At 71.0% G+C, this 20042-nt stretch carries 20 protein-coding genes and 2 tRNA genes; 8 read left to right on the top strand and 14 right to left on the bottom strand.

Going from position 1 to position 20042, the window contains the following annotated elements:
• The first annotated feature begins 5 nt into the window (after positions 1-5).
• From EV671_RS11515 to EV671_RS11505, 3 genes are read left to right on the top strand one after another with little or no spacing between them, the layout of a single operon-like run.
• Positions 6-584, top strand: a complete 579-nt coding sequence (locus EV671_RS11515) for a hypothetical protein (protein ID WP_132571460.1) — start codon at positions 6-8, stop codon at positions 582-584.
• The gene (locus EV671_RS11510; RefSeq protein ID WP_132571459.1) at positions 584-1126 is read left to right on the top strand and encodes a tRNA-uridine aminocarboxypropyltransferase; all 543 of its coding nucleotides are present in this window, start codon (positions 584-586) and stop codon (positions 1124-1126) included. Before EV671_RS11515 ends, EV671_RS11510 begins: the two co-directional genes overlap by 1 nt.
• Positions 1127-1160: 34 nt before the next feature.
• Positions 1161-3227: a protein-disulfide reductase DsbD family protein gene (locus tag EV671_RS11505; protein WP_132571458.1), complete on the top strand. Its 2067-nt coding sequence runs from the start codon at positions 1161-1163 to the stop codon at positions 3225-3227.
• Here the strand turns inward: EV671_RS11505 and EV671_RS11500 are convergent.
• Positions 3224-4138 (bottom strand): glutaminase, encoded by a 915-nt coding sequence (locus EV671_RS11500; protein ID WP_207911137.1) that lies wholly within the window; start codon positions 4136-4138, stop codon positions 3224-3226. The genes EV671_RS11505 and EV671_RS11500 overlap by 4 nt on opposite strands.
• Positions 4139-4331: 193 nt before the next feature.
• Here EV671_RS11500 and EV671_RS11495 point away from each other — a divergent pair, with 193 nt between their 5' ends.
• A complete protein-coding gene (locus EV671_RS11495; RefSeq protein ID WP_132571457.1) occupies positions 4332-5240 on the top strand; it encodes a class I SAM-dependent methyltransferase in 909 nt (302 codons plus the stop codon).
• A 29-nt stretch (positions 5241-5269) separates the two neighbouring features.
• Entirely contained in the window at positions 5270-5476 is a 207-nt protein-coding gene (locus EV671_RS11490) for a hypothetical protein (protein WP_132571456.1), read from the top strand.
• An 11-nt stretch (positions 5477-5487) separates the two neighbouring features.
• Here the strand turns inward: EV671_RS11490 and EV671_RS11485 are convergent, their stop codons facing one another.
• The 8 genes from EV671_RS11485 to EV671_RS26720 all read right to left on the bottom strand — a co-directional run bounded on the left by EV671_RS11485 (position 5488) and on the right by EV671_RS26720 (position 11294).
• Complete coding sequence (locus tag EV671_RS11485; protein ID WP_132571455.1) at positions 5488-6939, bottom strand: serine/threonine-protein kinase; 1452 nt, start codon at positions 6937-6939, stop codon at positions 5488-5490.
• Positions 6940-7039: 100 nt separating this feature from the next.
• Positions 7040-7909 carry a Tll0287-like domain-containing protein gene (locus EV671_RS11480; RefSeq protein WP_132571454.1) on the bottom strand — a complete coding sequence of 290 codons (870 nt, stop codon included), beginning with the start codon at positions 7907-7909 and terminating at the stop codon, positions 7040-7042.
• Between the two features lie 58 nt (positions 7910-7967).
• Positions 7968-8267, bottom strand: a complete 300-nt coding sequence (locus EV671_RS11475) for a hypothetical protein (protein WP_132571453.1) — start codon at positions 8265-8267, stop codon at positions 7968-7970.
• 101 nt (positions 8268-8368) lie between these two features.
• Complete coding sequence (locus tag EV671_RS11470) at positions 8369-9505, bottom strand: slipin family protein (RefSeq protein ID WP_132571452.1); 1137 nt, start codon at positions 9503-9505, stop codon at positions 8369-8371.
• 243 nt (positions 9506-9748) lie between these two features.
• A tRNA-Gln gene (locus EV671_RS11465) sits at positions 9749-9818 on the bottom strand.
• A gap of 186 nt (positions 9819-10004) precedes the next feature.
• Positions 10005-10565 (bottom strand): HNH endonuclease, encoded by a 561-nt coding sequence (locus EV671_RS11460; protein WP_132571451.1) that lies wholly within the window; start codon positions 10563-10565, stop codon positions 10005-10007.
• Positions 10566-10609: 44 nt separating this feature from the next.
• A tRNA-Pro gene (locus tag EV671_RS11455) sits at positions 10610-10686 on the bottom strand.
• Between the two features lie 443 nt (positions 10687-11129).
• Positions 11130-11294, bottom strand: a complete 165-nt coding sequence (locus tag EV671_RS26720) for a hypothetical protein (RefSeq protein WP_165917534.1) — start codon at positions 11292-11294, stop codon at positions 11130-11132.
• Between the two features lie 133 nt (positions 11295-11427).
• Between EV671_RS26720 and EV671_RS11450 the strand changes: the two genes are divergently transcribed.
• Positions 11428-11835 carry a hypothetical protein gene (locus tag EV671_RS11450; RefSeq protein WP_132571450.1) on the top strand — a complete coding sequence of 136 codons (408 nt, stop codon included), beginning with the start codon at positions 11428-11430 and terminating at the stop codon, positions 11833-11835.
• 15 nt (positions 11836-11850) lie between these two features.
• Here the strand turns inward: EV671_RS11450 and EV671_RS11445 are convergent, their stop codons facing one another.
• Genes EV671_RS11445 through EV671_RS11430 form a run of 4 tightly spaced genes read right to left on the bottom strand, consistent with a single transcriptional unit; the run spans position 11851 to position 16955 of the window.
• Positions 11851-14589, bottom strand: a complete 2739-nt coding sequence (locus EV671_RS11445) for a M16 family metallopeptidase (RefSeq protein ID WP_165917533.1) — start codon at positions 14587-14589, stop codon at positions 11851-11853.
• Between the two features lie 56 nt (positions 14590-14645).
• Positions 14646-15866 carry a beta-ketoacyl-[acyl-carrier-protein] synthase family protein gene (locus tag EV671_RS11440; protein ID WP_132571448.1) on the bottom strand — a complete coding sequence of 407 codons (1221 nt, stop codon included), beginning with the start codon at positions 15864-15866 and terminating at the stop codon, positions 14646-14648.
• Complete coding sequence (locus tag EV671_RS11435) at positions 15866-16129, bottom strand: acyl carrier protein (RefSeq protein ID WP_132571447.1); 264 nt, start codon at positions 16127-16129, stop codon at positions 15866-15868. Before EV671_RS11435 ends, EV671_RS11440 begins: the two co-directional genes overlap by 1 nt.
• The gene (locus EV671_RS11430) at positions 16113-16955 is read right to left on the bottom strand and encodes an alpha/beta hydrolase (protein WP_277592367.1); all 843 of its coding nucleotides are present in this window, start codon (positions 16953-16955) and stop codon (positions 16113-16115) included. Before EV671_RS11430 ends, EV671_RS11435 begins: the two co-directional genes overlap by 17 nt.
• Before the next feature lie 146 nt (positions 16956-17101).
• Between EV671_RS11430 and EV671_RS11425 the strand changes: the two genes are divergently transcribed.
• Both EV671_RS11425 and EV671_RS11420 read left to right on the top strand, forming a co-directional pair.
• Entirely contained in the window at positions 17102-17770 is a 669-nt protein-coding gene (locus tag EV671_RS11425) for a response regulator (protein ID WP_132571445.1), read from the top strand.
• Positions 17771-19159, top strand: coding sequence for a sensor histidine kinase (locus EV671_RS11420; protein WP_132571444.1), 1389 nt, complete (start codon positions 17771-17773; stop codon positions 19157-19159).
• 89 nt (positions 19160-19248) lie between these two features.
• On the opposite strand, the gene EV671_RS11415 is transcribed toward EV671_RS11420, so the two are convergent.
• On the bottom strand, positions 19249-20013 hold the full coding sequence (locus EV671_RS11415; RefSeq protein ID WP_132571443.1) for a ParA family protein: 765 nt from the start codon (positions 20011-20013) through the stop codon (positions 19249-19251).
• Between the last annotated feature and the right edge of the window lie 29 nt (positions 20014-20042).

Below are 20042 nucleotides of genomic sequence, written 5' to 3'. Positions count from 1 at the left end.
CCCCCATGAAAGCTGCCCGCCGTTCCATCGCCTTCGTCTCGGGCCTCCTGCTCTATTGCTTCGGTGCGGGTGCCGCGATGAAGTACGCCTCCACCGGCCTGCCGCGCCAGGTCTACACGGCGCTGGGAGGCCGCTTCAGCCTGCACGTCATGCTCGGCGAGGCGCTGGCCATCGTGTTTCTGCTTTTCCTCGTCGCGACCCTCTGGGCCTTTCTGACGCTGCGCCCGTCGCGCCGCCGCCACCGGCCCTATGTCGCCTGGATGATGTCGGGCGTGGGCGTGGCCTGGGCCGGCTGGCTGATCTTCGGTGCCTTCAGCTTCGCGCTGAAACCGCGCTCCTACTCCGCGCCGCTGCAGACCATGCTGCTGTCGTCGGACGCCGCACCGCTGTTCGGCGCACTGAACATCTTCGGCGTCATCGCCGGCATCTGGCTGGCCGGGCGCCTGGCCAGGAAGCGCCAGCTGGGCCTGCCCAGCACGCGTTCGCGGCACCGGCATGGCGAAGGCGCACCCCGGGTGCACGCCGGCGGAGACAGCACCGAGTCGATCCCGGTGCCGGACCCGGCCCCGCCGCCGCTGAACTGATGCCCCGCGCGGTCTGCCCGCGCTGCGAGCGGCCGGCCGCCACCTGCCTGTGCGCGATGCTGCCGCCGCCCGTGGCGGTGCGCACCGGGCTGCTCCTGCTGCAGCACCCCGCCGAGGCCGGCCATGCCAAGAACACCGCGGCCTTCCTGACCCTGGGCCTCAGCCCGGCGGCGCGCCTGCTGCGCGGCGAGGTCTTCGACTCCGGGCTGGCCGTGCCCGGCGCGGTGCTGCTCTACCCTGGCGATGGCGCCGCTGCCCGGCCCGCGGACATCGACCGCCTGATCCTGCTCGATGGCAGCTGGCGCCAGAGCCGCCGCCTGCTGGCCGCCAACCCCTGGCTGGCCGGGCTGCCGCGCCTGAGCCTGCCCGAGCTGCCGGGCCGCTATGCCCTCCGCCGCGCCCACCGGCCCGGCCAGCTGGCCACGCTGGAAGCCGGCCTGCATGCGCTGGCGCTGCTGGAAGGCGGGTCGCAGCGCTTCGAGCCGCTGTGGGCGGCCTTCGACGAATTCGTCCGCGCCGGCCTGGCCAGACGGGGTGACTAAACGCGGTGAAATGGCTTTGGCCTAGGATTTCCGGATGCTCTCGTTCCTGCGCCCCCTTTTTCCGGCCCTGCTGGCCGCCCCGCTGATCGCCCTGGCCGCGCCTCCCGAGGCCGCGACCGAGCATGTCCAGGCCCGCCTCGTGTCCAGCCAGGCCACCGTCGCGCCGGGCCAGCGCTTCACGGTCGCGCTGGAGCAGGTCATCAAGCCGCACTGGCACACCTACTGGAAGAACCCGGGCGACTCCGGCCAGGCGACCAGCCTGGACTGGAGCGGCGCCGAGGCCGGCCCGCTGCAGTGGCCGACGCCCGCCATCCAGGCCATCGGTCCCATCGTCAACTATGGCTACGAGGGCCGTGCTGCCCTGCTCGTCGAGCTGACCGTGCCGGCCGATGCCAAGGCCGGCAGCCGCTTCAAGCCCGCGGCCGAGGTGAAGTGGCTGGTCTGCAAGGACGTCTGCATCCCCGAGCAGGTCAGCCTGGGCCTGGACCTGCCGGTGGCGGCGGAGCCCAAGGCCGGCCCCGATGCCGCGCAGATCGAGGAATGGCGCGGCGCCATTCCCAAGCCCGCGCCCTTCGCCGTGACGCTCAAGGCCGCGCCCCAGGGCGTGAGCCTCGCCGGCTCGACCGCCGGCGTGACCAAGGCCTATTTCTTCGCCGAAACCTGGGGCGCCGTCGCCCACAGCGCGCCTCAGGCCCTCAAGGCCGAGGGCGGCGGCTGGGCGCTGGAGCTGCCGGCGGGCGATGAGCCTCTCGCCGCCGGCAAGCCGCTCGGCGGCGTCATCGTGCTGACGACGGCGGCCGGCGAGCAGGCCTGGGCCGTCGCCGCGCCCATGCCCGAGGGCGCCGGCAAGGGCCCCGGCTCCGCCGACCTGAACGCACCGGCCGCGATCGACGCGGCCACGCCCGCACCGGAGAGCGAGCTTGGCCTGCTGCCCGCGCTGGCGCTGGCCCTGGTCGGCGGCCTGATCCTGAACCTGATGCCCTGCGTCTTCCCGGTGCTGTCCATCAAGGCGCTGGCCCTCGTGAACAAGGGCAACCACAAGGCCGAGGGCCTGGCCTACATGGCCGGCGTGCTGCTCAGCTTCGTCGCGCTGGCCGGCGCGCTGATCGCGCTGCGCGCCGGCGGCCAGCAGGTCGGCTGGGGCTTCCAGTTCCACTCGCCGGTCTTCGTGCTCGTCGTGGCCTATCTGCTCTTCCTCGTCGGCCTGAGCCTGTCGGGCCTGTTCGAGATCGGCGGCAGCTTCACCGGTATGGGCTCGGGGTTGGCCGCGCGCAACGGTCTGGCCGGCAGCTTCTTCACCGGCGTGCTCGCGGCCGTCGTGGCCACCCCCTGCACGGCGCCCTTCATGGGTGCGGCCCTGGCCTTCGCGCTGGCCCAGCCGGCGGCGGTGATGCTGGCCGTCTTCCTCGCGCTGGGCATGGGCCTGGCCCTGCCCTTCCTGGTGCTGGCCTTCTGGCCGGCCGCGCAGCGCTGGCTGCCGCGCCCGGGCGCGTGGATGGACACCTTCAAGCAGGCCCTGGCCTTCCCGATGTACGCGGCCGTCGTCTGGCTGCTGTGGGTGCTGGCCCAGCAGGCCGGGCCGGACGGCGTCGCGCTGGCCCTGGGCGGTCTGGTGCTGATCGCTTTCGGCCTGTGGTGGCGCCACCGCAGCGGCGCCAGCCACATCGGCACCGGTGCGGCCGTCCTCAGCGTCGTGCTCGCGCTGGGCGCGGCGGCCTGGGTCAAGCCGGTGGCGGCCGATGTGCATGCGGCGGGCGAGTCCAGCACCGAGGCCTTCAGCGCCGAGCGCCTGGCCGAGCTGCGCGCGCAGAACAAGCCGGTGTTCGTGAACCTGACGGCCGCCTGGTGCATCTCCTGCCTCGTCAACGAGCGGGTGGCCCTGTCGCGCCCCGAGGTGAAGGACGCCTTCGCCAAGGCCGGCGTCGTCTACCTGAAGGGCGACTGGACCCGCGAGGACCCGGGCATCACCGCCGTGCTGAAGGCCCATGGCCGCTCCGGCGTGCCGCTCTACCTCTACTACGCACCGGGCGCCGCCGAGGCCCGGGTGCTGCCGCAGATCCTGACGCCAGGCCTCGTCGTCGACGCGGTGGCGGGCAGCTAAAAGACCGACAGCCCCGTCTTCGCGACGAACAGCTCCAGTGCCTGCCGCCCCAGCCAGGAGTTGCCGGTGCGGTCCAGCGCGGGCGACCAGACGCACAGGCTGAGGCGGTCCGGCACGATGGCGACGATGCCGCCGCCCACGCCGCTCTTGCAGGGCAGGCCGATGCGGAAGGCGAACTCGCCGGCCGCGTCGTAGGTGCCGCAGGTCAGCATCAGCGCGTTGACGCGCCGCGCCTGCGCCGCGTTCAGCACCGGTGTGCCGGCCAGCGGATGGCGGCCGTCGCGGCACAGATAGCCGGCGGCGCAGGCCATCTGCTCGCAGGTCATCGCGATGGCGCACTGGTTGAAGTAGACGTCCAGCACCGTGGCCACGTCGTTGTCCAGCGTGCCGAAGCCCTTCATGAAATTGGCCAGCGCGGTGTTGCGGAAGCCCGTGTCGGCCTCGGACTGCGCGACCTCGGCGTCGATGTGGATGGGCTCGCCGCAGAGCCGGCCCAGCAGGGCCAGCAGTTCGGCCTTGGCGTCGCCCTGCGACACGAGGCGGTCCGCCACCGCGATGGCGCCGGCATTGATGAAGGGGTTGCGCGGGATGCCGCGCTCCGACTCCAGCTGCACCAGCGAGTTGAACGGGCTGCCCGAGGGCTCGCGGCCGATGCGCTGCCACAGCGCCTCGCCCAGCGCGCGCATCGCCAGCGTCAGCGAGAACACCTTGGAGATGCTCTGGATGGAGAAGGGCAGGGCGCTGTCGCCGGCCCGGGCCGTCTCGCCCGCACAGGTGCGCAGCGCGATGCCGAACTGCGCCGGCGACACGCGCGCCAGCGCCGGGATATAGCTCGCGACCTTGCCCTCCACGGCATTCAGCCGCGGGCGCAGTTCGTCGTTGATCTCGTCGAGGATGGCTTGAAAGTCCATGGTTCGGATCCTAGATCCGGCAGCCGGACGCTCCCGCCGGTCTGTCGCTTCGAGCCGTCGGCGGCGTTGCTTCTCCTTGTGGGCAAGAGCCCACGGCGTCGTCGCGCCTTGCCGGCGACCCGCCTCGCCAGCCCTTCGGGCGCGCCCGACTGCCGCATCCAGGATCATTCTGGCCCCGGACAATGCCCCCACCATGCAAGCCCTGCTCGACGCCATTGCCGCAATGGCCTTTCCCACCGAGGCCAGCCGCCTCTTCCATGGCCGCGGCGGCCTCTTCCCCGGCTGCGAGCATCTCGCGCTGGATGCCTACCCGCCGGTGATCCTGCTCACCAGCTTCCAGCCGCTGGGCGACGAGGCCCTGGCGGCGGTCGGTGCCGCGCTGGCCGCGCGCTGGCCGGCGATCGCGCCCGCGGGCGAGGCGCTGAACTGGGTCTACCAATGCCGCGGCGCTGCCGCCGAAACACGCCTGATGACCGGCGCCGTGCCCGAGCCCCATGTCGTCGCCGAAGCCGGCACGCGCTACCTCGTGCACCTGCTGCGCGGCCAGAACCACGGCCTCTTCCTCGACATGGCCGAGGGCCGGCGCTGGGTGCGCAAGCATGTGCAGCCCGGCGCCAAGGTGCTGAACCTGTTCGCCTACACCTGCGCCTTCTCGGTCGTCGCGCTGCAGGCCGGCGCGGCGGAAGTGGTCAATGTGGACATGGCGTCAGGTGCGCTGGCCACGGGGCGCACCAATCACGAACTCAACGGCGTGAAGGCCGGCGCCAAGTTCCTGGCCCACGACATCTTCAACTCCTGGGGCAAGCTGACCCGCGGCGGGCCCTACGACCTCGTCATCTGCGATCCGCCGAGCTTCCAGAAGGGCAGCTTCGTCGCGACCAAGGACTACGCGCGGCTGGCGCGGCGGCTGCCGGCGCTGCTAGCGCCGGGCGGCCATGCGCTGCTGTGCCTGAACGCGCCGGAGCTGGGGCTGGACTTCCTGCGCGGCGTGGTGGCCGAGCAGGCGCCGGAGCTGGCGTTCATCGGGCGGGTGGAGAACCCGGCGGCGTTCAAGGATGTGTCCGAAGAAAAAGGCTTGAAGGTGCTGATGTATCGCGCATAAGCTGGCCGGCCATCTCAACGGAGCTACAAATGAAGCCTGTGACCGCGCTGACTCTGGCCGTATTGACCCTCGTCGCGTTCGGCGCGATTGCCGAAGGCATTGCACCCCGCAGGGTGGACGATGCAGAGACGCAGACGCTGAAGGCAAAGGTCGCGGATTTGCAGCGCCGGCTGGACGCGCTGGAGGCTCGCGTCGAACAGATCAACATGCCGAAGCTGCAGAAGGTGGGGCGGTAGTCGCGGTCGGCTCAGCGCAGCCGCGCAAGATCGGCCAGCAACTTCTCCCGCGCCTTGGCGTCGTTCACCGCCTCCGCCAGCCGGTTGAAGAACACCGCCCGGCTGTCGATGCCGGCCGCCGCGCGCTTGACCAGCACCTTGGCGATGGGGCCGACATGCTGGGCCAGCAGGGCCTGGGCCTTGTCGATGACGGCCTCGTTCAGCGGCCCGCCCAGCGTGGTGGCGCCGGGGCTGCCGGCTAAGGCCCTGGAGCCGGCCGCGGACGGCGTGCCGCTGGTGCCGCCGGCCGTGCGCACGCTGCCGCCGGTGACGAGGCTGGCCTGGCCGAGGAAGGCGTCGCGGGCGCGCGGGTCGCTGACCTGTTCGGCCAGACGGGCGTAGAGCGCGTTGATGTCGGCGCATTCACGCGCGGCGCGGCGCACCAGCACGCTGGCCAGCGGGCCGACATGCCTGGCCAGCGTCAGCTCGGCCTGGGTGAGCTGGGCCTTGTCCCAGTGCGTGGGCGGCGGCGTGCCGGCCGACGGGCTGCCCGCGGACGGCGGCGCGAAGGTGGGTGGCGCCAGCGACGGGCCCGCAGGGCGCGGCGGCGCCAGCATCAGCGTCTTCTCCCAGGCGGTGTCGTCCAGCCCCGAGCCGGCGCCGTCAAGCAGGGCCTGCTTGAAGGCCTCGGTGGTGTCGAAGCGGTCGCCGGGCAGCTTGGCCAGCGCGCGGGCGATGACGGCGTCGAACCAGCCGGGGCGGTCGGCGCCCTCGATGGTGGACGGCGGCGGCGGCAGCTCGTTGACGACCTTGTACATCAGCGCCTCGGTCGTGCCTGCGAAGGGCGCGCGGCCGGTCAGCAGCTGGTAGAGCACGACGCCGGCGCCGTAGATGTCAACGCGCCGGTCCATGGGCTTGCCGAGGAACTGCTCGGGCGCCATATGGCTGGGCGTGCCGACCATGTAGTGGGTCTGCGTGAGGTGGGTGCTCTCGATGCGGGCGATGCCGAAGTCGGCCACCTTCAGCCGGCCATTGGCCGTCATGATGATGTTGGCCGGCTTGACGTCGCGATGCCAGACGCCCTTGTCGTGGGCATGGCCCAGCGCGTCGAGCAACTGGCTCATGATGCCGGCGATGTCGGTGTCGGTGAACCTGACCTTGGAGCTGAGGTAGCTCGCCAGCGAACGGCCCTCGACGTATTCCATCGCGATGTAGGCGATCTGCTGGTCGCGGCCGAAGTCGTAGACGGCGACGATGCCCGGGTGCATCAGCCGGCCGGCGGCCTGGGCCTCGTTGCGAAAGCGCGAGGCCGGCGCACCGGGGCGGTCGTCGTCGGTGTCGAGCTGGGCACGGATGGTCTTCAGCGCGACGGTGCGCTGGATGTCCGGGTCGAAGCCCTTGTAGACGACGCCCATCGCGCCCTCGCCCAGCACCGCGGTGATGCGGTACTTGCCGAGCTGCTGGGGATGTTTTGTGTCGCTCATGCCATCACGTAGGGAGTTCCCAAGCAACTGCCGTGGAACTGGCTTTGCCAGGCCACTGGCAGTGCCCCTTGAGGGGCCGGCGCAGCCGGTAGGGGTGGTCTCATTCCAGGAGTTTCATGGCCTGCACGACGCTGGCACGCATGCGGGAAAAAGAGTCGGACAGCGTCGCGATCTCGTCGCGGCCGCTGGTCTTGAACTCGGGTGCGTCCAGGTCGCCCTGGCTGACGCGGTCGGCCAGGGCCGACAGCCGTGTGACCGGGCGCACGACCAGCATCCACACCATCAGGTTGAGCACGATGCCGACCGCGACGAAGACGCCGACCAGCGAGGTGATGAAGACCTTGAAGGTCTGGTCGGCGCGCTGCAGCGGCACGCCCAGCGGCACCGAGACGATCTGCGCGCCTATGACCTCGTTGAGGTTCCAGCCGAAGCCGTTGGCCGGGCCGTACTTGGCGACCATGGTGGCAGGCGCGGCGTCCACGCTGCTGTGGCAGGCCAGGCAGGCGGGGTCGGTGATGCGCAGCGGGCGCGCGATGTAGAGCGAAGGGCCGGCCGGCGTGTCGCGCGTGCCGACGGCCTCCTTCAGCTCGGCATTGCTGCGGAACTGGCCGACGATGTCGACCTCCCAGCTGGTGGCGCGGTCGCGCGGGTTGGTGGGGTTGAGCGTCGCCTCCTTGTAGGCGAACTCGGGATGCTTGGCCAGCAGCGTGCCCAGCACCTCGGTGGCGGAATAGCTCGGCACCGTCTGGGGCAGGAACTCGGTGGCCATCTGCGTGGCCAGCAGCGGCTTGATCTGCGTGTTGGTGTAGTTGCGCACCGCCAGCGCCTTCTCCATCAGCATGCGCGCGCTGCCGACGACCTCCTGCTCGGCGTTCTCCTGCAGCAGCTGGCGGGCAATGTAGCCGCTGAGGCCGATGCCCAGTGCCATCACGAGGATGTAGACGAGATTGAACTTGGCGAGCAGTTTCATAGGCGGCCCCAGACGAACCGCCAATGGTAGTGCCCGGCGATGAAGGCGGCAGCGCGGGTCAGCCCAGGGGTTCGCCGAAGGCGGCCAGGAAGGCGTCCACGAAGCGCGCCGAGCCGGTCAGCGTCAGCGTGACGGTGTGCCAGCCGCCGTCTTCCTGGCTGACGAGCAATTCGTGATCCCAGTCCTGGCCCTCTTCCACGGGGCCCTCGGTGTGCGGGAACTCGCGCCGGCACCAGGCCAGCACGGCCGCGGCCTCGGCCAGCACGTCGGCATGCCGGGCCGCGGGCGTGGAGGCCATCGCGTCCAGCGTCGTGATGCCGTCGTCACCTTCGCTGAGTTCGAAATCCAGATAGCGCATGGGTGCGAGCCTAGCGCCGGAATGGAAAAAGGGGCGCCCGACTCGCGTCGAGCGCCCCTCAGGGGTGGCCGGCATCGCTGGATTCGCCGGCAGGGTCGTGCTCACCGCAGCTTCACCAGCCCGTTGATCACCTGGTCCAGACCTCCGAACACGGAGATCTTGTCGATGCGCTCGGCCACGCGTTCCAGCGTCTCCAGCTCCTTCAGGCGCAGCGCGACGGGGTTGTCCTCCATCACCTTGGCCGTGTTGAGCAGGGCGCGCGTCGCCGCGGTTTCCTCGCGGCGGCGGATCACGTTTGCCTCGGCCGCCTTGCCGGCCTCCACCACCTGGGCCAGGATGGTCTTCATCTCGCCCGGCAGCACGATGTCCTTCACGCCCACGCCGTCGAGCTGCAGGCCGAGGCCTTGCAGCTTGGTGGTGACCTGGACGGTCACGACCTCGTCGATGACCGATTTGTTCTCCAGCAACTCGTCCAGCGTGCGCGTGCCGACCGCTGCGCGCAGGCCGAACTGCAGCTCGCGGTAGAGGTGGTCGGCCGGCTTGGCCAGTTGCTCGAACGCGCGCAGCACGTCGGTGTAGCGCCAGGTGGCGGAGAGGTTGAGCCGCAGCGCGACCTTGTCGCGGGTCAGGATCTCCTGGCCCGTGACTTCGAGCGCCTGCAGCCGCAGGTCCACCAAGTCGACGGCCACGTTGCGGCCGAACTTCCAGAACGCGTGTGCGCCCGGCTCCAGCAGCCGCTCGACCTTGCCGTCCACGCGCAGCAGGCCGGTGCCGTGCTCGGGCACCTCCACCTGCAGCACGCCGGCCAGGCCCGCCACCGCGCGCGGGCGCAGCTGCGGCTGGGCCAGGCGCGCGGCCATGGCCGCGGGCAGTTCGGCGGCGGCGCGCAGGTCGATCACCTGGACCTGCACGTCCACCAGGCCGCGCCAGTACAGGCGCCGCGTGGCGGGCGGCAGCACCTCCACCAGCACGCCGTTCTCGGTTCGCAGGCCGGTCTGGTACTCGGTGAGCTCGACGCGCAGGAACTCCGCCTCGACGACCTCGGGCTCCTTGGCCATCAGGTAGTCGGTCAGCGGGTGCGCGAAGGCCGGTGCGCCGATGTTGCAGATCTCGACCTTCAACTCGTCCAGGCCGGCGAACAGCCAGTGCGTGCCGGGTTGCAGCACGCGCTCGAAATCGCCATTGCGCAGCAGCAGGCCGCGCTCGTTCTTCTTCACGGTGACACGCTTGATCGTCATGGGATCCTCCTTGGGTTGCGTGTTTCGGGTGTTGGAAAAGGTGCCGTTACAGCAACCCGTGCGGACGCCGGATGCCAGGGCCTGGCGCCTCGGTGCGCGTTGAACGTCCCTCCCTGAAGGCATTCGCGGCTGGCCGTGGAAGCAGAGCCCCGCTTGCCCGACGTTCGGGCGCGAGTCGCTGATGCGCGGTCCGGCCGGAGCCGGCGCGCACGTTCGGCGGGGTGGTCTTGCGACCGGTTTGGTTTTGGAGTGGGAGTCGAACCCACGACACACGAAATCAGATTTCGTTGCTCTACCCGACTGAGCTATCCAGTGGTGGTGAGGCTGGGACTCGAACCCAACCTGCGAGGGGGCACCATGTCCTCACCCGTATCGACCGATTCCTGCAGGGCGGCATGCGCCGCGGCGACGGGCGATGAAGCCCGGCTGCAGCGCACCGGCGGGGCGTGGGAACCCCGGCCTGTGAGCCTCTGCTTTCCTCGGCAGACTCGTTGGCGCCTCAGCTGAGGCGCGATCCTTTGGGCAGGCGCGCGGCCAGCCAGTCGTGCACGTCGGCGCGGATGTGCCGGCCCTTGAGGATGAAGTCCTCGAAGCGGCTCGGCACGAAAGGCGCGAACAGCAGCGGCATGCGGGCCTCGTCCGGCGTGCGGTCGGCCTTGCCCGAATTGCAGGCACGGCAGGCCGCGACCGTGTTCATCCAGCTCAAGCGCCCGCCGCGGCTGGCGGGCACGATGTGGTCCACCGTCAGCAGGCGGGCGTCGAAACGCTCGCCGCAGTAGGCGCAGGTGCAGCGGTCGCGCTTGACGAGCTTGGCCTTGCCATAGGCTGGCGTGATGTCGAAGAGATTGAGCCGCGACGACCCGCGCAGCGCCACGATGGCTGGGACTTCCAGCATCGACTGGCGGCCGGTGGCGCTGTTGAAGCCGCCACGCAGCACCGCGAGCGGGCGATTGCCGGCCGACCAGACGACGGCGCCGGTGGCGACGAGCGTGGCGGCCTGCTCGACCGAGATCCAGGACTGCGGGAGGCCAGTGATGTCCAACTGCAGAACGTCGTGCATGCTGACCTCCTTTCTTCGGGCTTGGGCACGGTGGATGAAATGGTTGGTCCGGGTGGCACGAGTTGAACGTGCGGCCCTCTGCTCCCAAAGCAGATGCTCTACCTGGCTGAGCTACGCCCGGGCGAAATCAAAGGTTGTCGGTGACGGGTTCCGACGCCGCCCAATCGTTGCGGCCGGTTTGCGCCCTTCGAAGCGTGAGCTCGACGAAGGGCTTCGGGTTGATCGATCTCGGCTGTGTCCACACGCGACGCGGCTGGCCTGCGCAAGCCAGGGCTGCATCGCTGCACGCGACAGGCGGCCGCCCGAGCGCACATGCACACCGGGCCGGCCGGTGCTTGTGCGTGGGCACACCCGAGATGGGGCAGGGCGGCCGGGGACGAGCCTCGGCGCCTGCCAGTTTTGAGCGCCGTGCCGATGTGGTCGGCCGGCGCTCGATGTAGGTTGTGAAAGAGCAGGCGCTGCGCGGGCGCAGCGGCGCCGAGGCAGCCCCGGCGGCGGAAAAAGAAGAGGCCCGGTTCCTTGGCAGGAGACCGGGCCTCGAATGAGCGTGGAAGGCGGCGGCGTCTAGCCGGGTCCTTCACCCGATGTATTGGTGTCATCACTCTCACGACCGAAGTCGTGGGCATAGGCGACCGTTGCAAGCAGGCCCGCCGGTTTTGCCATCGGCACGGCATCGCACCGGCTCTGCGAGCCGATGGGGGCGATGACGGTGACGAGGTGGCGGTTCATGGCGGGGTGCGAAAGCGGATCGGTCTTGGTTGGGGTTGATAGCAAGCGCTCAGTTGTCTTGAGCGAATCCTTGCATTGTGAAAAATGTTCACGCCTCGGTCAAGTGCCAGCGATCACCTAGAATGAGTGTGAAGTGTTTTCACAACACTCCGTCGTTTCCAGCAGCAACATGCCCAGCCCCGCCACCATCCGCCGCCTCAACGCCCTGGCGTTGTTCCAGTCCTTCGCCGAGGAGCGCATCAATGCGGGCGACCCGCCCAAGGGCCTGGAGGCCGCGTGGGCGGCGCGCATCGGCGTCAGCGGCGCGACCTGGTCCATGGCCAAGAGCGGCGCGCGACCCATCGGCGACAAGCTGGCGCGCCAGGTCGAGCACCACTGCGACAAGCCCGCCGGCTGGATCGACGAGGAGCGCGAGCCCACGGGCCTGACGCCCGCCGAGCAGCAGTTCCTCGCGCTGGCGCTGAAGACCTACCGGGGCACCAATAGCGACGGGCGCAAGCAGCTCAGGCAGTGGCTGAAGGAGTTCGGCCGCGGCGCCTGAGGCCGCGGCCGGGGCTCACTTCGCGGCCTTCTTGTCGAAATCGCCGGCCCAGGACCAATTGGCCTTGGCCGGGTCGACCCAGCGCTTGATGGAGGCGTTCACCTGCTCGAGCGTCAGCGCCTCGCCGCGCGCGTCGAGCTCGGCATTCCACTTGAACTGGCGGCCGCGCTCAAGGTGGCCGGCGATGGCCCCGGCCACGGCGCCGTCGTCGCTGCGCCAGGTGTCGCTCTGCGCCTTCATCGCGCGCTTGGCGGTGTCCAGCTCGGCCTGGGTGATGCCGTCGCGCACGAAGCGGGCCAGCTCGTCGTTGAAGGCCGCCTCGACGCGGGCGCGGTTCTCGGGCGCGAAGATGGCGGCCATGGCCAGCTGGGCGCTGGGCTCGAAGCTGGACGCGTTCAGCCAGGCGCCGGCGCCGTAGGAGAGGCCTTCCTTCTGGCGCAGCCGGGTCAGCAGCCGCGAGTCGAAGCCGCTGGCGCCGAGCACATGGGCGGCGATGCGCAGGGCCGCGTAGTCGGGGTGGTCGTCGCTCACCGGCAGCAGCAGCGCGCCAAAGACCATCGCGTTGGCCTTGTCCTTCAGCGTCTCGCCGAGCTTCAGGCCCTGCACGGCCGGCAGCGGCTGGGGCAGGCGGGCGTAGGCCTGGGGCGCGCTCCAGCCGCCGAAGAGGCGCTCGATCAGTGGCTTGACCGCGGCGGCGTCGAAGTCGCCCACCAGCACCAGCTCGCCGTGGGCGGCGCCCCAGAACTCGCGGTGGAAGGCCTGCAGGCGCTCGGGCGTCGTGGCCTTCAGCGCGGCGATGCCCTCGGCGAAGCTGCCGCGGTGGCGCGGGTCGTCGGCAGGGTAGGCCGCGGCGAGCGCCTGTTCCAGCGCATGCGAGGCCACGGCCTGGGGCTGCTGGGCGGCTTCCTCGAGCTGGGCGACCTGCTGGCGCAGCAGCTGCTCGACCTCGGTGGCCGGGAAGCTCGGCTCGCGCAGCACCTCGGCCATCAGCGCGAGGGCCTCGGCCAGTTGCGGGCGGTGACTGCTCAGCGTGACATTGGCGCCGCTCGTGGGGCTGCTGTTGGCGCCGAAGCGGGTCTTCAGCTTGTCGAAGCCGTCGGCGATCTGGGCCCGCGTGTGTTGCCGGCTGCCCAGGGCCAGGGCCTCGCCGACGAGGCTGGCCTCGGTGCGCCTGCCGCGCAGGCCGTCCAGCGTGCCGTACTGCAGGTTCAGCGCCAGCTCCACCGTCTCGCCGCGCGAGCGCTTGGGCACCAGGGCCACGCGCAGGCCGTTGGCCAGCTGGTAGCGCTCGGTGCGGCGGTCGAAATTGGCGGGGCTGGTGTCGAAGGCTTCGCCGGCGGCCAGAGCGGCCTTGGGCTTGAAGTCCTTCAGCGCATCGGCCGCGGCGATCGGCAGGGCCAGCGGGCTGCGCTCGGGCGCCGCCGTCGCGTACAGGCGGCCCAGCGTGCGGTTGCTGGGCAGCAGCCACTGGCGCAGCGCCGCGTTGACGCCGTCCACGTTGGCGGCCTCGATGCGGTTGCGCAGCTGGAAGAGCAGCCGCCAGTCGCCCGCCGCGATGGCCTCGGACAGGGCCACGCACAGGGCCTGCGGGTTGGCCAGCAGCTCGTCGAAGTTCTTGGCCCACTGGGCCTGGGCGCGCGCCAGTTCCTCGGCCGTGATGGGCTCCCTGGCGAGGCTCTCGACGGTGTCGACGAGCAGCTGCTGGGCGCGGTCGACGTCGTTGTCGGTCTTCAGCACCAGGCCGAGGTTGAGCAGGCCCGGCTCGGCGTTGCGGCCCGGCCAGCCGAAGGCCTGGGCCGCCAGGCCGGGCTCGACGGCGCGCTTGTGCAGGCGGCCGCTGGGCGTGTCGGCCAGGGCCGTGACGGCGACCTCGAAGGCGGCGAAGTCGGGGCTGGCCAGCGGCGGCACGTGATAGCTCGCCAGCACGCCCTGCATGCCGCTGGGGCGGCGCAGCGTGACGAGGCGCTCGCCCTCCTGCACGGGTTCGACCGTGTAGGTGGCCGGCAGCGTGCGCGCGGGCCGGGGCAGGGCGCCGAACAGGCGCGTGATCTCGGCCAGCGTGCGCGGCGCATCGAAGGCCCCGGCGACGACCAGCGTCGCGTTGTCGGGCTGGTAGTGGCGCTTGTAGAAGGCCTGCAGATTGGGGATGGCGACATGCTCGACGTCGGAGCGCGCGCCGATGGTGCTGCGGCCATAGGCGTGCCACTGGTAGGCGGCGGCCTGGGTGCGCTGCACGAGGATGCCCAAGGCATTGTTCTCGCCGGCCTCCATCTCGTTGCGCACGACGGTCATCTCGGTGTCGAGGTCGCTGCGCAGCACCTTGGCGCCGGTCATGCGGTCGGCCTCCATCGCCAGCGCCCAGCTCAGCTGGGCCGGGTCGGCCGGGAAGGTCTCGAAGTAGTTGGTGCGGTCGGCATTGGTCGTGCCGTTGAACTGCATGCCGCGCTTGGACAGCTCGGCGCCGACGTTGGCGAAGCGCTTCGTCGTCTTGAACATCAGGTGTTCAAGCAGGTGGGCCATGCCGGTCTCGCCATTGCCCTCGTGGCGGCTGCCGACGCGGTAGGTCACATTGACGGTGACGGTGGGCTTGGTCGCGTCGGGAATCAGCAGCAGCTGCAGGCCGTTGGGCAGGCGGTACTCGCCGATGCCCTCGACCTCGCGCACGGGCGGAGCCGCCGTGGGCGCGGCCGTGGCCAGCAGGGGCAGGGCGAGCAGGGCCGCAAGTAGGGCGGCGTGGCGGGGCAGCAGGCGCATGGCGGAGCAGAGAGTCGCGGGGGCGGCCAGCATAGCCAGCCCCCGTGGCAGTTCGCTCAGGCCAGCGTCGTGATTAGTGCCACGTTGCTGCCGCCGAAGGCAAAGGAGTTGGACATCGCCGCGCGGATCTTGGCGCTGCGCGCCTCGCCGGTGACGAGGTCGACCTGTTCGCTCAGCTGGCTGGTTCGCACATGGGCGCTGGGCGGCAGGGTCTGGCGGCGCAGCGCCTGCACGGTGGCGACCAGCTCCAGCGCGCCGCCGGCACCGATCAGGTGGCCGTGCAGGGCCTTGGTGGCGGACACCGGCACGGCGCGCGTGCCGAACACCGCGCCGATGGACTCGGCCTCGACCGCGTCGCCGACCTCGGTGGCCGTGCCGTGGGCGTTGATGTAGCCGATGTCGGCCGGCGCGAGGCCGGCGTCGCGCAGCGCGGCCGTCATCGCGCGGGCCTGGCCGGCCGCGTCGGGGCGCGACAGGTGCACGGCGTCCACGCTGTGGCCATAGCCGGCCAGCACGGCCAGCGGCGTCGCGCCGCGGGCGCGGGCATGGGCCGCGGTCTCGATGACCAGGGCCGCGGCGCCTTCGCCCAGCACCAGGCCCTTGCGGGCATCGTCGAAGGGCCGGCAGCTCTGCTCGGGGTGTTCGGCGTCCAGCGGCGCCATCACGCCCATGGCCTGCCAGCCCAGAGCGCTGCCGATGTGCAGCATGGACTCGGAGCCGCCGACCAGGGCCATGTCGGCACGGCCATTGCGCAGCAGCCACAGCGCCTCGCCGATGGCCTGGGCCGAGGACGCGCAGGCGTTGGACACGGCCAGCTGGGCGGCGCGCAGCTGGTGGCGCATGGCCAGGTGGGAGGCGGCCGAGTTGGCCATCACGCGCACCACCGTGTAGGGGTGCACGCGCGGCGGGCGGGCCGTGAACATCTGGGTGTACGAGACCTCCATCGAGGTCGAACCGCCCAGGCCCGTGCCCCAGGCGACGGCCGCGCGGTCGGGGTCGGGCGCGGTGGCCGGCAGGCCGGATTGGGCCCAGGCTTCGGCGGCGGCTTCCAGGGCAAGCAGGCCGTGGCGGTCGTAGAGGTTGCGCTGGGCCGGTGGCATGCCGGGGGCCAGCGGCACCGTCACCGCGGCGGCGGCATAGGGCCTGAGCGCATGCTCCTCGCTGCCCGGCTGGGCGCTGACGCCGGAGCGGCCGGCCAGCAGCGCGTCGGCCAGCGCATCGGCCCCCTGGCCCAGCGCGCTGACGGCGCCCAGGCCGGTGATCCAGACCTCGGTCATCAGGCCGCGGCGGCGGCCGGTTCGGCCTTGGCGGCGATCAGTTCGTCGACCAGCGCGGCCAGGCCGGTCAGCGTCGGGTTCTGCAGCGCGCGGTCGTGCTCGATGTTGACGTGGAAGTGGTCTTCCACCGTGAACATGAAGTCGACGAGGCCGAGGGAGTCCATGCCGAGTTCGGAGAAGGGGGTGTTGACCTTGTCGTTCAGCGCCTCGGCACCGAGTTCGCGCTGGGCGATGGTGCAGAGTTGGTCAAGCGTGTTGCTCATGGAAGTCTCCAAATGCGGAAGTGGGGCTGAGCGTGGCCAGCGGGTGGCGGCGCAGCAGGAAGTCGCGCACGGTGCGGGCGACGGCAATGCGCTCGTTGTCGAGCGTCAGCATGTGGTAGCTGTCATGGAACCAGTGCACCTCGGGCTGCTGGCCCAGGCGGTCCCGAAGTTCGTGGACGCTGCGCGGGCCGGAGACATCGTCCTCGGTGGCATGCAGCACGACGGCGGGCGCGCTCAGGCCGGTCAGGCGGGCGCGCACATGGCGGATCAGCCGGGTGGCTTCGTAGAGCGACGCGGCCGACAGCCGCGCAGCGCCGACGGCCGAGACATGATTGGAGGCCATGGCCTGCTCGACCCAGGCGCGCAGGCGCTCGTTTTTCAGGCCGAAGGGGGCCGTCTCCTTGAAGCTCATGCGGCGGCGGAACACCGGCAGATAGGCCAGCGGCAGCAGACGCCGCCAGGGCGAGACGTTCCAGCCGTCGAAATGCAGCGTGGTCGAGATCAGCACCAGGGCCGCGGCCGGGCGGCGCGCCGCCAGGGCCAGGGCCAGCACGGCACCCATGCACAGGCCGCCGATGGCGACGCGGCCATGCTTGGCGGCCAGGCGGTCGTAGGCGGCCGTGGCCTCGGCGAGCCAGTGCTCGAAGGGTGGCACGGGCAGCTGCTCGCCGGTGGCGCTGCTGACGCCGTAGCCTGCCATTGCCGGCGTTTCGACGACGTAGCCGACCTCGCGCAGCGACTTGGCGACGGGGGCAAGCTCCATGGGGTTGGCACAGAGGCCGTGAAACAATAGCACCGCGGGACGGCGCTCTTCTAACGATTCCATAGCCGACAGTGTCCGAAACGGGGCCGTCAAGCGCATGACTCAAGCCTTGCCGCGAGCTGACGCAAGGGCCTGTTGCCTTAGAGTCAAAAGACTTACTGACAGGCACATGTCAGCACATCCTGCACTCCAGCGCCATACTGACCACCATGCGAATCCTGCTCGTCGAAGATGACGAACAACTCGTCGAAACCACCGCCCGTGCACTGCGCTCCCAGGGCTGGGTCGTGGACTGCACGGCACGCGGCGAGCCCGTGCCGCGTTCGCTGCGCGAGGACGCCTATGACCTGCTCATCCTCGATATCGGCCTGTCCGGCATCGACGGCTTCGAGACGCTGCGCCGCGTGCGTGCCGACGGCCTGTCCGTGCCCACCCTCATCCTGACGGCCCGCGACGCCGTCGAGGACCGCGTGCGCGGCCTGGAGGGCGGTGCCGACGACTACCTTGTCAAACCCTTCGCGCTGACCGAGCTGGTGGCCCGCGCCCGGGCTCTCGTGCGTCGCAGCCAGGCCCGCACCAGCAACCAGCTGCAGCTGGCCCGCCTGCGCATCGACCAGGAGGCCCGCCGCGCCTACATCGACGAGGAACCGCTGGCCCTGTCGGCGCGCGAATGGGACGTGCTCGGCTTCCTGATGGCGCGCGCCGGCAAGGTCGTGCCCAAGGAGCACATCGCGCTGGCCAGCAATGCCTGGGACCAGGGCGTCAGCGACAACGCCATCGAGGTCTGCCTGTCGCGCCTGCGCGCCAAGATCGAGCCGGGCGGCGTGCAGCTGCGCACCGTGCGCGGCCTGGGCTATCTGCTTGAGGAAATAGGCTGAGTGGCTGAGCGCCTGCGCTCCAGCCTGCAGCGCAGGCTGTTCGGCTGGCTGATGTTGCCGCTGCTGGTGGCGCTGCCGCTGCTGGGCCTGGCGCTCTACGAGCAGGTGCAGCACAGCGCCCAGACCTGGCTGGACGAGGCGCTGGAGGACACGGCGCTGACGCTGGCCGGCCAGATCGACATCCGCGGCGGCGAGCCGCGCATCGACATCAGCGCGACGATGGACCGCGCACTGCGCTTCGACCGCCAGGACGATGTCTTCTACCTCGTGCTCGGCCCGCACGGCGAGGTGCTGCAGGGCGATGCCGGCCTGGCCGACCTGCAGCCGCGCCCGGTGCCCCAGCCCGTCGGCGGCACCTATTACGGCGAGGTGAGGCTGCGCGGGCGCGAGCTGCGGCTGGCCCAGCTCGGCCAGGACTGCGGCTCGGGCGTCTGCCAGGTGCTGGTGGCCGAGACCCTGCACAAGCGCGACGCGCTGCAGAGCGAGATAGGCGGCCTCGTGGCGCTGAACGGGGCCGGCCTGACGCTGCTGCTGGCCCTGGCGGGCTGGTGGGCCATCCGCCAGGGCATGGCGCCGCTGACCGACCTCAGCGCCGAACTCGAGCACCGCGACCTGCACCGGCTGACGCCGCTGTCGGCCAGCCTGCCGCGCGAGCTGGTGCCGCTGCAGTCGGCCTTCAACCGCCTGTTCGAGCGCCTGGCGCGCGCGGCCGAGGCGCAGCGCGAGTTCCTCGCCGACGCCGCCCACCAGCTGCGCACGCCGCTGACCTCACTGCAGACCGAGATCGAGCTGGCCATGCTGGAGCCGCACGACCAGCGCCTGGACCCGCTGCTGGCCCGCCTGCGCCAGCGCGTGCAGCGCAGCGCGCGGCTGGCCCAGCAGCTGCTGTCGCTGGCGCGCGCCGAGGACCGCAGCGTGGACGTCGGTCAGCGCATCGACCTGCGCGACATCGCCACCGAGAGCGGCCAGGACTGGGCCCACCGCGACCTGCCCAGCGGCGTCGACCTGGGCTTCGAGCTGGCCGACGCGCCGGCCCGGGGCCACGCCTTCCTGCTGCGCGAGCTGCTCGAGAACCTGATCCACAACGCCGTCAACTACGCCGGCGCGGGGGCCCGCATCACGGTGCGCTGCGGCAACGGTGGAGAGGGGCCGTGGCTGGAGGTCGAGGACAACGGCCCCGGCATCCCGCCGGCCGAGCGCGCGGCCGCCATGCAGCGCTTCCGGCGCGGCAGCAGCGCCGTCGGCACCGGCAGCGGCCTGGGCCTGGCCATCGCGGCCGACATCGCCAGTCGGCACGGCGGCCGGCTGGAACTGCTGGACGCGCACGCCGGCCCCGGCCTGCGCGCCCGGCTCACGCTGCCGCTGCCGGGTCCGGCGCCAGCTGCCTGAACAGGTTCATCGCGACGACGACGCGCCGTTGATGGCTTATGCCCCGCCTGCATGCGGGCGGCACGGCAGGTCGTGTTTGCGGTCGCGGCTCAGCCCAGCGACTCGTACAGCGCCACCAGCTCCTGCGTCAGCTTGTGGCGCGCATCGAGGTGGATCATCGGCCGGCTCAGCTCGTGCGACTCCTTCACCTTCACGCTGCTGGACAGATAGGGCTGCAACACCGGCAGGCCCTCGTCCAGCAGCTCCTGCACGACGCGCTGCGGCAGCGCCGCGCGGGCCTGGAACTGGTTGACGACGATGCCCTCCACGCCGAGCTCGGGCGCATGGTCGGCGCGGATCTCGTCGACCGCCTCCAGCAGCCCGTAGAGCGCGCGGCGCGAGAAGTCGTCGCAGTCGAACGGGATCAGGCAGCCCTGGGCCGCGATCAGCGCCGAGCGCGTGTAGAAGTTCAGCGCCGGGGGCGTGTCGATCCAGATCTGATCGTAGTCGTCCGCCAGCGCCGTGAGAGCGTCGCGCAGCTTGTAGATCTTGTAGCGGCTCTCCAGCTTGCCGTGCAGCTCGTCCAGTTCGGCGCTGGCAGGCATCAGGTGCAGGTTCTCCCAGGGCGTCTCGACGACGAAGTCCGTCGCGGCCGGCGGGCGCACGCTGAACTTCAGCGTCGACTCGAAGAAGTCCGCCGAACCCGGCGCGCCGTCTTCCAGTGCGTCGCCAGCCAGGTAGCGGCTGGTGTTGGCCTGGCAGTCCAGGTCGATGACCAGCACCCGCTGCCCCGAGGCCGCGGCAATCGCCGCGAGGTTGCTGGTGATCGTGGACTTGCCCACGCCGCCTTTCTGGTTGAACACGACCCGCCGCATCGCCATCTCCTCAGTTCGGATATGGCAAT

It is taken from the genome of Roseateles saccharophilus, assembly GCF_004342485.1.
GTDB classification, from domain to species: domain Bacteria; phylum Pseudomonadota; class Gammaproteobacteria; order Burkholderiales; family Burkholderiaceae_C; genus Pelomonas; species Pelomonas saccharophila.
This window is presented reverse-complemented; position numbering and strand designations above follow the sequence as displayed.